We start from the raw sequence: 12,477 nt of genomic DNA, 5'->3' as shown, positions 1-12,477 counted from the left end.
ACGATAGGAAAATAGCGATTTATGAATATAACAGAAAAAATTTCCCGATTAGTGCCCGATATCACTATTGCCGAGCAAGGTGACCAAGTGATAACCATTCCGGCAGAATCGTTCCATCAAGTAGCCGAAGCCTTGAGAAATGACAAGGACGAACCGATGGACTTCCTGCGAGATATTGTAGGAATGGACTGGCAGGAAAGCGGTCTGGGAGCACTTTATTATCTGGAATCAAGCAAGACTTACAACCGCATCGTACTCAAGACATCAACAACCGACCGCGAACACCCTTATCTACCGTCGGTTTGCGACTTGTGGAAAACAGCGGAAATCAAAGAACGCGAGGTATTCGATTTCTTCGGTATTCGTTTCCTGAATAACCCGGATATGCGACGCCTGTTCTTGCGTGAAGACTGGAAAGGCTATCCGTTGCGTAAAGATTACGACATGAATTCTAATCCACTGAATATGGAGAACGAAGAAAATGCCGATATTACTGATGAATATTACCTCAATCCGGACGGGACCATTGCCGATAAGAAAAATATCGTTTTCGGGCAACAAGATTTTGTGGTCAATATCGGGCCACAGCACCCGTCAACTCACGGTGTTCTTCGCTTGCGTACCTCACTCGAAGGTGAAACCATCAGCAAAGTCGATCCTATCTGTGGTTATATCCACCGTGGTATCGAGAAGATGAACGAAAGTTTGACTTATCTGCAGACACTCGCACTGACCGACCGTCTGGATTATCTGAGTGCACATCAGAACCGCCATGCATTGTGTATGTGTATTGAAAAGGCAGCGGGCATCGAGATATCCGAACGTGCACAGTACATCCGTACCATCATGGACGAACTCCAGCGTATCGATTCTCACTTGCTGTTCTATTCTTGTCTGGTAATGGATATGGGAGGTCTGACTCCGTTCTTCTACGGCTTCCGTGAGCGTGAAATGATTCTCGACATCTTCGAAGAGACAACCGGCGGACGCTTGATACAGAACTATAACATGATTGGTGGTGTACAAGCTGATCTGCATCCAGACTTCCAGCGCAAAGTAAAAGAATTCATCAAGCACTTGCGCAGTGTCATCAAAGACTATCACGATATCTTTACAGGAAACGTGATTGCCACTACCCGTCTGAAAGGAATCGGTGTGCTGAGTCGTGAAGACGCCATTTCACTGGGAGTAACAGGAGGTTCCGGACGTGCTTCTGGCTGGGCAAATGATGTCCGCAAACATCATCCTTATGCCATGTACGATAAAGTAGATTTCAAGGAAATCACTTATACAGAAGGTGATTCATTTGCACGTTACATGGTACGTATGGATGAGATTATGGAATCATGCCATATCATCGAACAGTTGATAGACAACATTCCGGAAGGAGAATATCGTGTAAAGACCAAGCCAATCATCAAGTTACCGGAAGGTAATTACTCAGCAGCTGTAGAAACCAGCCGTGGAGAATTTGGTGTAATGCTGGAAAGCCATGGTGACAAGACGCCTTACCGTTTGCATTACCGTTCTACCGGACTTCCACTGGTGCATGCCCTCGATACAATTTGTAAAGGCAATAAGATTGCCGACTTGATTGCTATCGGAGGAACACTGGATTATGTAATTCCGGATATAGACAGATAATCTCTTTCTTAATTTATCATTTCTAATTTAAAAAGTATATGTTTTTAGATTATTATAATCTTGAACCACTTTTTCTGGCAATCCACTCCGCATTATGCAGCGCGATGCCAGAAGGGCTGGCCATCTTTCTGGAAGGACTGGTAGTAGGCGTAGTAATCTTGGTACTGTATGCCGTACTTGCCATCATATTAATCTATATGGAGCGTAAAGTCTGCGCAGCTTTCCAGTGCCGTATCGGCCCGAATCGTGTAGGAGGTAAAGGAGGCTTGCTACAGGTACCAGCCGACGTTATCAAAATCCTGACAAAGGAAATCATCGAACTGAAGAACTCCGATCACTTTCTTTATAACCTTGCTCCCTTCTTGGTTATACTGGCTTCCATTCTTACCTTTTCATGCCTGCCATGGAATAAGGGAGGAGAAATTCTTCACATGAACATCGGTATCTTCTTTGTACTTGCTGCCTCATCTATCGGTGTTTTGGGTATCCTGCTCGCCGGATGGAGTAGTAACAGCAAATATACCATCATCGGAGCCGTACGAAGCGGTGCCATGATTATCAGTTATGAACTTTCTATCGGACTGACGGTACTGACAATGGTCATGCTGAGCGGTACCATGGATATCCAACAAATCGTAAGCGGACAAGCTGACGGATGGAATATCTTCAAGGGACACATTCCGGCTATCGCAGCATTCATTATTTATCTGATTGCCGGTAACGCAGAAGCCAACCGTGGTCCGTTCGACCTGGCAGAAGCAGAACAAGAACTTACCGCAGGTTATCATACCGAATATTCCGGTATGCACTTCGGATTCTTCTACCTGGCCGAATACTTGAACTTATTCATTACTGCCGGTATCGCCACTACCCTCTTCCTGGGAGGCTGGATGCCATTGCATATCGCCGGACTGGACGGATTCAACGCTGTCATGGATTATATTCCGGGTGCAATCTGGTTCGTAGGAAAAACTTTCTTCATTGTTTTCCTGCTGATGTGGATCCGCTGGACATTCCCTCGTCTGCGTATCGACCAAGTACTTACACTGGAATGGAAATACCTGATGCCACTTTCACTGGTTGTACTGCTGGTTATGGCCTTATGTAAAGTTTTTGGATTAACATTTTAATCAACCGATAAGATAGGAATTGCTATCAACAAAACATTATGGAAAGTTTTAGTGAATATATAAAAGGATTTGCTTCAGGAGTAAAGAGCCTGCTGATCGGTATGCGCACGTCCATGAAAGTATTCTGGCAGCCCAAAGTAACCGAACAGTATCCGGAAAACCGTCATACTACGCTGCATATCCCCGAACGTCACCGCGCAAAGCTTGTTATGATACACGACAGTGAGAACCATCATCACTGCATAGCCTGCGGCTTGTGCCAGATGTCCTGCCCTAACGGCACCATCAAGGTTATTTCTGAAATGCGCGAAGATGAAGATGGTAAAAAGAAAAAGGTTTTAGTGAAATACCAATACAATCTGGGCTCATGCATGTTCTGTGAGTTATGCGTCAACGCATGCCCTCATGGAGCTATCAAGTTCACCAACGATTTTGAAAATGCAGTCTTCGAAAAAGATAAGCTCCTGCTGACACTAAACCACGAAGGTTCAACACTTGCTAAATAAAAAGGAGAGAATATGGAATTAACACTTCAAGAAATCGTATTCTATGTTGTTGCAGCAGCTATTGCAGTATTTTCCGTACTGGCAGTAACAACTGGAAAAATCTTACGTGCCGCCACTTATCTGCTTTTCGTGCTGTTCGGCACCGGAGCTATTTATGGCGTATTGGGATATACCTTCCTGGGTGCTGTACAGTTAATGGTATACGCTGGAGGTATCGTTGTATTATATGTATTCTCCATCCTGCTGACCCAGTCGGACAAAGACATGAAATACCGGATGAACCGTGCCAAACTTGTCAGCGTACTGCTTACGACAGTCATTGGAGCTGCATTGGTATTGTTCCTGGTCTTCACCAACGGATTTGCGCTTAACATGATTCCGCAAGGCGTGGAATTACCGGCTCGCGAAATCGGTCTGGCACTGATCGGTACCGGAAAATACCAGTTTGTTCTGCCGTTCGAAGTAGTCAGCATCTTGTTGCTGGCATGTATGATCGGTGGTATTCTGATAGCAAGAAAGGAAAAATAAAAAATTACGATTATGGAAATAGAAATACACGTAATACATTATCTGGTCATCAGTACCATTATGATGTTCTGCGGAATTTATGGATTCTTTACCCGTAAAAACCTGCTTGCCCTGCTCATCTCGGTAGAGCTTATGCTGAACGCAACAAACATCAACTTTGCAGTATTCAATCGTTACCTTTTTCCGGATCATTTGGAAGGTCATTTCTTCAGTCTGTTTGGTATCGCTATCGCAGCCGCAGAAACCGCTGTTGCCATTGCCATTATTATTAATGTGTACCGCAATATCAAACAAATCTTGACCGACGATATTACCGATCTGAAAGGATAACTAAAACAGTATTTTGATTATGGAATATACAATTCTGATACTCGCACTGCCTGTGCTAAGCTTCCTGATCCTAGGACTGACAGGCATGTTCATGAAGCATCGTGTAGCGGGGCTGATCGGAACTCTCTCACTGGCCATAGTTACCGTATTGAGTTACCTCACCGCTATCAATTACTTTACAGCGCCACGTACTGCCGAAGGAGTATTCCCGACACTGACTCCGTGGAACATCCAGTGGCTGCCTTTCACCGACTCCCTTCATATTGACATGGGAATCCTGCTCGATCCTATTTCGGTCATGATGCTGGTAGTCATCTCTACAGTCAGCCTGATGGTACACATCTACTCATTCGGTTACATGAAAGGAGAAAAAGGATTCCAGCGTTACTACGCATTCCTGTCGCTCTTTACATTCTCCATGCTGGGACTTGTCCTCGCTACGAATATTTTCCAGATGTATGTGTTCTGGGAGCTGGTAGGTGTTTCTTCTTACTTGCTCATCGGCTTCTACTATACGAAACCGGAAGCTATCGCAGCCAGCAAGAAAGCATTCATCGTTACCCGATTTGCCGACCTGGGATTCCTGATCGGTATTCTGATTTACGGCTATTACATGCACACCTTTACTTTCACTCCGGGTGAAGAGCAACTGATGAAAGCCGGAATGGTACTTCCTTGGGCCCTGGGACTGATGTTCGTAGGTGGTGCCGGAAAAAGTGCCATGTTCCCGCTGCACATCTGGTTGCCTGATGCCATGGAAGGTCCGACTCCGGTCAGCGCCCTGATCCATGCGGCAACAATGGTTGTTGCAGGTGTCTACCTGGTAGCCCGCATGTTCCCGTTATTTATCGGATTTGCTCCCCACACCCTGCACTGGGTTGCCTATGTAGGAGCATTCACCGCTTTCTATGCAGCATCTGTAGCTTGTGCACAAAGCGATATCAAACGTGTACTAGCCTTTTCAACAATCTCACAAATCGGTTTCATGATGGTTGCACTTGGTGTATGTACTTCCAACAGCCCGCACGAAGGTGGTTTAGGTTATATGGCAGGAATGTTCCACCTGTTCACTCATGCCATGTTCAAAGCCTTACTGTTCTTAGGAGCCGGATGTATTATCCACGCAGTACATAGCAACGAAATGTCTACCATGGGAGGACTTCGCAAATACATGCCTATCACTCACATCACATTCCTGATTGCCTGTCTGGCCATTGCCGGTATTCCTCCGTTCTCCGGTTTCTTCTCGAAGGATGAGATTCTGACTGCCTGCTTTCAGTTCAGCCCGATAATGGGATGGATCATGACAATCATTGCTGGTATGACAGCTTTCTATATGTTCCGCTTATACTACGGAATCTTCTGGGGTACAGAAAACAAAGAACTTCATGCAGAACACGTTCCTCACGAAAGTCCTCTGACTATGACCTTCCCGCTGATGTTCCTTGCTGCCGTAACCATCGTCTGCGGATGGATTCTTCCTTTCGGACACTTTGTTTCGGCTAACGGTGAAGCATACGATATTCACCTCAACGCACAAGTAGCTATAACCAGTGTCATCGTAGCTGTCATAGCTATTGTACTTGCTACATGGATGTACGCACGCGATAAACAGCCCGTTGCAGACATGCTGGCAAAACGTTTCAGTACCTTGCATCGTGCAGCATACAGACGCTTCTATATGGATGAAATCTGGATGTTCGTCACCAAGAAGATTATTTTCCGCTGCATCTCTACTCCACTTGCATGGTTCGACCGTCACGTTATCGACCAGTTCATGAACTTCATGGCATGGAGTACCAATGCTGCCGGCGAAAGCGTACAACCTCTACAAAATGGTAAAGTTCAGAGCTACACCATGTGGTTCCTGGGCGGAGTTATAGTATTAACCGTCATGTTATTAGTATTATGAATATATTAAGTCTTTTTGTTTTAATTCCTCTGCTCATGTTGCTCGGACTATGGATCGCGCGCAACGTGAACCAGGTAAGAGGAGTAATGGTAGCCGGCTCAACACTTCTGTTGATTCTTGCTGCCTACCTGACAGTTTCTTATATAGGACTACGAAACGGCGGAGCTACAGAAGAAATGTTATTCACAGACAGCATTACCTGGTATGCTCCATTGCATATTGCTTATTCGGTTGGTGTAGATGGTATTTCTGTAGTAATGCTATTACTGAGTTCCATCATCGTCTTTACGGGAACCTTTGCATCATGGAAACTGAAACCATTGACTAAAGAATATTTCCTCTGGTTTACCTTATTGAGCACAGGAGTATTCGGTTTCTTTATTTCTACTGACCTTTTCACCATGTTCATGTTCTACGAAGTTGCCTTGATTCCAATGTACCTGCTTATCGGTGTATGGGGTAGTGGTAAAAAAGAATATGCAGCAATGAAACTGACACTGATGTTGATGGGAGGTTCCGCCTTCTTGCTGATTGGTATTCTGGGTATCTTCTACGGTGCCGGAGGTGAAACCATGAACATCCTTGAGATTGTCAAGTTACAGATACCAACCGAAATGCAGCGTATTTTCTTCCCGATGGTATTCCTCGGATTTGGTGTACTGGGTGCTTTATTCCCTTTCCATACATGGAGCCCCGATGGTCATGCTTCAGCACCGACTGCCGTTTCTATGTTGCATGCCGGTGTATTGATGAAACTGGGAGGCTACGGATGCTTCCGTATCGCCATGTTCCTGATGCCTACCGGTGCTGCTATTTGGGGAGACTTCTTCTTGGTACTGACGACCATTTCAGTGGTATACGGTGCTTTCAGTGCGGTAGTACAAACCGACTTGAAATACATCAATGCCTACTCTTCAGTAAGCCACTGCGGACTGGTGCTTTTTGCTCTGCTGATGATGACAAAGGTAAGTGCAACAGGTGCTATTCTCCAGATGTTGAGCCACGGATTAATGACAGCCTTGTTCTTCGCATTAATCGGTATGATTTACGGCCGTACACATACGCGTGATATCCGCCAGTTAAGTGGCCTGATGAAAATTATGCCTTTCCTTTCTGTAGGATACGTTATTGCCGGACTTGCTAACCTCGGTCTTCCGGGCTTAAGCGGTTTCGTTGCAGAAATGACTGTATTCGTTGGATCTTTCCAGCATGCAGATGTTTTCCACCGTGTATGCACCATCATTGCTACAATGAGTATCGTCATTACCGCAGTCTACATCTTGCGTGTAGTTGGTAAGATACTATATGGTACCTGCACCAACCCAGAACATCTGAAACTGACCGATGCTACTTGGGATGAACGCTTCGCCGTCATCTGCCTTATCGTGGCTGTAGCTGGATTAGGTCTGGCTCCTTACTGGGTAAGCCATGTAATCAGCGGCAGTGTAGAACCTATTATTTCACAACTTTGTCAATTATAACGCATTATGGATATCATAACAACTATACATACTATGCAGGCAGAAATCGGTTTGGCAATCATTCTGATAATCGTGCTACTTGCCGATTTATTTCAGAAGACACCGTCTCCGAAAAACATGCAAAGACTTTCCTGCGCATTGCTCGTTATCCTGCTACTTAATAATATATTCGGTTCTACCGCCAGTGGAGAGGCATTTGGAGGCATGTTTCAAAATACTCCGATGACCTCTGTCGTAAAAATTATTCTTACATTGGGAACCTTGCTGGTATTTATGCAAGCAGACACTTGGCTGAACCGTGAAGACACTCGCCATAAGGCAGGTGAATTTTATTTACTGACACTTTCTACCCTACTGGGTATGTACTATATGGTCAGTGCAGGCAGCTTCCTGCTGTTCTATGTCGGACTGGAGCTTGCCAGCATCCCAATGGCTTGTCTTGTTGCATTCGATAAATATCGCCACCATAGTGCTGAAGCCGGAGCTAAGTTCATTTTAAATGCCATGTTCTCATCAGGATTAATGCTTTATGGCTTATCATTAGTATATGGTACTTGTGGAACGATGTATTTCAATGACCTGAGTACACAACTGGTAGGAAGTCCGCTTCAGATACTGGCAATGGTACTGTTCTTCGCCGGATTAGGATTCAAACTGAGTCTTGTTCCCTTCCATATGTGGACACCTGATACTTATCAGGGAGCTCCAACAACCGTCAGTGCCTACCTTTCTGTCGTTTCGAAAGGAGCTGCTGCCTTTGCCTTGATGAGCATCCTGCTGAAAGTATTTACTCCGATGGTTGCCGACTGGAGTTTGTTGCTTTCTGTTGTAATCGTATTAACCATCACCATAGCCAACATATTTGCTATCCTGCAAAAAGACTTGAAACGCTTCATGGCATACAGTAGTATCTCACAAGCTGGATATATTATGCTTGCCGTACTGGGAGCTTCAGCTCAAGGAATGGCTTCACTGGTGTATTACGTAGTAGTTTACATTGTTGCAAACTTGGCAGTATTCGGTGTTATTAACACTGTAGAGCAACATAATGGAGGTGCTGTAGACCGTGATGCTTATAATGGTTTCTACAAAACAAATCCGAAACTGAGTTTTGTTATGACTATTGCCTTGTTCTCACTGGCAGGAATTCCTCCTTTTGCTGGATTCTTCTCTAAGTTCTTTGTATTTGCTGCTGCATTCCATGCAGGACATTGGCTGGTAGTATTTTTGGCCTTGGTCAATACAATCATCTCATTGTATTACTACTTGTTGATTGTCAAAGCTATGTACATTACACCAAACGATACACCACTTGCTACATTCAAGAGCAGCACGATGACCCGTGCCTGTCTCTTCATTTGCCTGATGGGAGTTATTCTGTTAGGAGTATGCAGCTCGGTTTATCAGATGCTTACAGAAGTTGCACCTCTATAATATAAAATTAACAATTAAAACATAGGCTTTTATTTTATCATTGCTGCCCGATAGAACTAATTACAGACCAATAATTATCTTATACAGATATTTATGTTGGCTTTAAGTAAAAAATAAATCGTTTTTTTATTTTAAATAAAAAACATTTTTTATTTAAAAAGTGTTCTATCAGACAGCAATGCTTATTTATTCACTTTTATAATATATTTCATGAAAAAACAATTAACAACCCAAACATAATCTTGCGCATTCATATTGCTATCCAGTTGTATGACAGCGTGTGTAGACAATGACTATGATTTAAGTAAGGATCTCGACATGACAGTCACTGTTGGTGGCGAGAATTTAACTATTCCAGCAAGCAATACCAAAGACATTACACTGGAAAAGATTTTTGATTTGGACGAAGGAAGTACTGTAAAGGCAGACGCCGACGGCAACTATGCCCTTTCTCAAACAGGAGAGGGTTCTAACACTCGTGTTTCGATTGATGATATAACCATTAATGCCAATGAAATAGAACTTCAATCAGCGAGAACAGAACTGAACTACAAAATCTCACCGAGTGGAACATTAGAGGCTACCGTAAACGATAATACCTCCTTCAACATTGATAAGAGAAACATAACGACTGACGTAACCGCATTATACAGTTCAGATGTGAATATGCCCGCTTCATTGCACATGAGCATAGAAGGGAATAATTCACTGACACTCAAAAAAGGATTCAAAATTGAGTTTCCTGAATACATGGCTATCACTACAACAGACCAACGAGTTAATATAGAAGGAAGTGTATTGACATTTAAACAAGACATTAATGTTTCCAGCACATTATCGCTCAATATACCTATTAATATTACACATATCGATTTCACCGCAATGGGAGCAGGAAAAGGTCTTGTAGCTCTGGGACATTTGGTCATTGCAGACGAAATAAAAATAAGCGGAACTAGTACAACTACTGGAGGAAGTGCTATTCAAATGATAATGAATACAGAATTCAAAATTGATGGAATCCAACTGACTCAAGTTACAGCAAAAGTCGATCCTGAAATTAATGTATCTATCGATCCGATTGCAATAAATAACTTACCCGACTTCTTGAAAGATGAGCAGGTTAGAATAGATATGACTGATCCTAAGATATATCTGACAGTTAGCAATACCTCACCTGTTGAAATTAATTTCAGTGGTGTCTTGAAATCGTACAAAAATGGTCAACTGATTGCATCTGTTCCCGTAGGTCAAGCACCTAATCTGATTACCATACCAGGTAATCAGCCCAACGATTACATTATCTGTCTGCACAGACTGAACGAGGATGTTAATATCGAAGGAGAAGGTACCAGCGTTACAGTTGAAAACCTGAATGATTTAATAGAAACGATACCGGATGAAATCCGTATGGACAACATCGAGGCTAAAGCTGCCGATAAGAGATGTACCATTGTCTTAGGCAGTACATACAATGTCAAGACAGACTATGAAATAAATGCTCCTTTGCAATTCAACGAAGGTACAAACATTGTCTACAGTGACATTCTAAACGATTGGAATAAAGATATTAAAGACCTTTCTGTAAAGGAACTGGTCGTTTCGATGGAAGCAACCAATACCATCCCTCTGACAATGGATATGACTGTAAATGCAATAGACAAGGACGGAAAGGTATTGGATGAAATCTCTACAACAGTTTCAAGTAAAATAGCAGCAGGTACCGACGAGGGAGTAGTAACCCCACTTGAAATTACCTTGAAAGCAACAGATACCAATGTATTCAAGCAACTGGATGGACTCAGCTATGAAGTTGCAGCAACCTCATCTGCTGAAACAAGTGGAAAAATTCTGAATAAGAATCAATATCTTCGCTTGGACAAGATGGTTATAAAAGTAAAAGGCGGCGTTACCGTTGACATGAATTAATTAAACCTATAAAATAATAATTATTGAATTATATGAAAAAGAATAGCATATTTCACCTTTTTACAGCTATAATTTTTATATGCTTGGGTACAGCCGCTTCTGCACAATCCTTGCACTCTGGTTACTTTCTTGAAGGATACACATATCGCCATTTGATGAACCCGGCCTTTGCACCTGAAAGAAATTACGTTGCCATCCCTGGCTTAGGAAACATCAATGTTGGAGCACAATCTAACGTCGGAGTAAATACTTTCCTTTACCCGTATGGAAACGATAAACTAACAACCTTCATGAATGGCAATATTAGTAGCAGCGAGTTCCTCGGTAAGCTGAAAGACAACAACCGCATCAACGTCGACCTGAATATGACATTACTTTCTGCAGGATTCCGTGCTTGGGGAGGATTTAATACAATCGACATCAATATGCGTTCAACTACCAGCCTGAATTTGCCTCGTGGTTTATTCGAATTCATGAAATTAGGCATGAACAGTAGCAACTCCGTATACGAAATGGATGATTTAGGCATCTCATCGAACAACTATGCAGAAATAGCCTTAGGACATTCTCGTCAGATCAATGACAAATTGAATGTCGGTGGTAAACTGAAGTTCTTGTTAGGATTGGGCAACGTTGATGTCAAAATGAACGATATGAAAGTCCAGATGGCAGAAGACAAATGGATGGTTCAAGCAAATGGAGAGATGAATGCTTCTGTAAAAGGATTAACTATGCCCACCAAAGGAGAAAGTGGAAAAGAAGTAAACAGTCCATCTGAAAAGATTTGATAGATTGGTAAAATATAGACTTGGATAATCCAGGACTTACAGGATTCGGTATGGCTGTAGACTTAGGTGCCACTTATAAACTTCGTGAAGACCTGACTCTGTCGGCTGCCATTCTCGATCTGGGATTCATTTCATGGAACAATACCATTAAAGCTGCAACAAGCAATAAGCCTTGGGAGTTCGATGGTTTCAAAAATATAGCAATGGGATCAGACGATGCAGACGGTGACAAGCCACTTGAAGATCAGTTGGAAGATTTAGGAAAAGACGTTGAAAATTATGCAAGTTTCCACCGTTCAGAAACAGGAAGCAGTTCAACAAAAGCATTAGGAGCTACATTGAATATAGGAGCAGATTATACATTCCCCTTGTACGATAAATTACATTTCGGGTTCTTGTCTTCAACACGTATTAATGGTAAATATAGCTGGAGCGAAGGACGTATATCAGCAAATGTAACTCCCGTCAAATGGTTTGATGCTGGTGTCAACTATGGCATATCATCATTTGGTTCATCCTTTGGATGGATATTGAACTTCCACCCATGTGGTTTCAACTTCTTTATTGGAATGGATCACCTGATGACAAAAGTAACCCCACAATACGTTCCGGTAGGAAAACTGAATACCAATGTCAGCTTAGGATTCAATATTACTTTTGGCAACAAAATTTAATTTTCTGTTAAACATATAGCAATAAAAAGAGGGTGTGTCGTAATACGCGATTCACCCTCTTTTCTTTATCAACGATAAGAGTGTAGTTAACTTTTTCAGGCAGCGATATTCAGAAGATAATCTC

Annotated in this window: 11 protein-coding genes; all 11 read left to right on the top strand. The window is 42.8% G+C overall.

Translation table 11 applies throughout. From position 1 onward, the window contains the following. Nucleotides 1-21 precede the first annotated feature (21 nt). Complete coding sequence (locus ACZM60_RS03000) at nt 22-1,644, top strand: NADH-quinone oxidoreductase subunit D-related protein (RefSeq protein WP_489520786.1); 1,623 nt, start codon at nt 22-24, stop codon at nt 1,642-1,644. A 38-nt stretch (nt 1,645-1,682) separates the two neighbouring features. Continuing rightward, complete coding sequence (nuoH, locus tag ACZM60_RS02995; RefSeq protein WP_489520785.1) at nt 1,683-2,774, top strand: NADH-quinone oxidoreductase subunit NuoH; 1,092 nt, start codon at nt 1,683-1,685, stop codon at nt 2,772-2,774. Nucleotides 2,775-2,812: 38 nt separating this feature from the next. Continuing rightward, nucleotides 2,813-3,280, top strand: a complete 468-nt coding sequence (locus tag ACZM60_RS02990) for a 4Fe-4S binding protein (protein ID WP_022232876.1) — start codon at nt 2,813-2,815, stop codon at nt 3,278-3,280. Nucleotides 3,281-3,292: 12 nt separating this feature from the next. Beyond that, the gene (locus ACZM60_RS02985; RefSeq protein WP_022232875.1) at nt 3,293-3,808 is read left to right on the top strand and encodes an NADH-quinone oxidoreductase subunit J family protein; all 516 of its coding nucleotides are present in this window, start codon (nt 3,293-3,295) and stop codon (nt 3,806-3,808) included. A 12-nt stretch (nt 3,809-3,820) separates the two neighbouring features. Then, complete coding sequence (gene nuoK / locus ACZM60_RS02980) at nt 3,821-4,138, top strand: NADH-quinone oxidoreductase subunit NuoK (RefSeq protein ID WP_021970686.1); 318 nt, start codon at nt 3,821-3,823, stop codon at nt 4,136-4,138. Between the two features lie 19 nt (nt 4,139-4,157). After that, nucleotides 4,158-6,050, top strand: coding sequence for an NADH-quinone oxidoreductase subunit L (gene nuoL / locus ACZM60_RS02975; protein WP_337421591.1), 1,893 nt, complete (start codon nt 4,158-4,160; stop codon nt 6,048-6,050). Beyond that, nucleotides 6,047-7,531, top strand: a complete 1,485-nt coding sequence (locus tag ACZM60_RS02970) for a complex I subunit 4 family protein (protein ID WP_489520784.1) — start codon at nt 6,047-6,049, stop codon at nt 7,529-7,531. Before nuoL ends, ACZM60_RS02970 begins: the two co-directional genes overlap by 4 nt. A gap of 6 nt (nt 7,532-7,537) precedes the next feature. Further along, a complete protein-coding gene (locus ACZM60_RS02965; RefSeq protein WP_489520783.1) occupies nt 7,538-8,965 on the top strand; it encodes an NADH-quinone oxidoreductase subunit N in 1,428 nt (475 codons plus the stop codon). A gap of 270 nt (nt 8,966-9,235) precedes the next feature. Continuing rightward, nucleotides 9,236-10,891, top strand: coding sequence for a hypothetical protein (locus tag ACZM60_RS02960; protein WP_489520782.1), 1,656 nt, complete (start codon nt 9,236-9,238; stop codon nt 10,889-10,891). A gap of 32 nt (nt 10,892-10,923) precedes the next feature. Beyond that, a complete protein-coding gene (locus tag ACZM60_RS02955; protein WP_489520781.1) occupies nt 10,924-11,679 on the top strand; it encodes a DUF5723 family protein in 756 nt (251 codons plus the stop codon). Between the two features lie 50 nt (nt 11,680-11,729). Beyond that, entirely contained in the window at nt 11,730-12,353 is a 624-nt protein-coding gene (locus ACZM60_RS02950) for a DUF5723 family protein (protein WP_489520780.1), read from the top strand. Nucleotides 12,354-12,477 lie beyond the last annotated feature (124 nt).

The sequence above is a fragment of the Phocaeicola sp. genome (genome assembly GCF_057861905.1).
The sequence above is the reverse complement of the archived record's forward strand: the minus strand, read 5'-3'. Positions and strand labels throughout refer to the sequence as shown.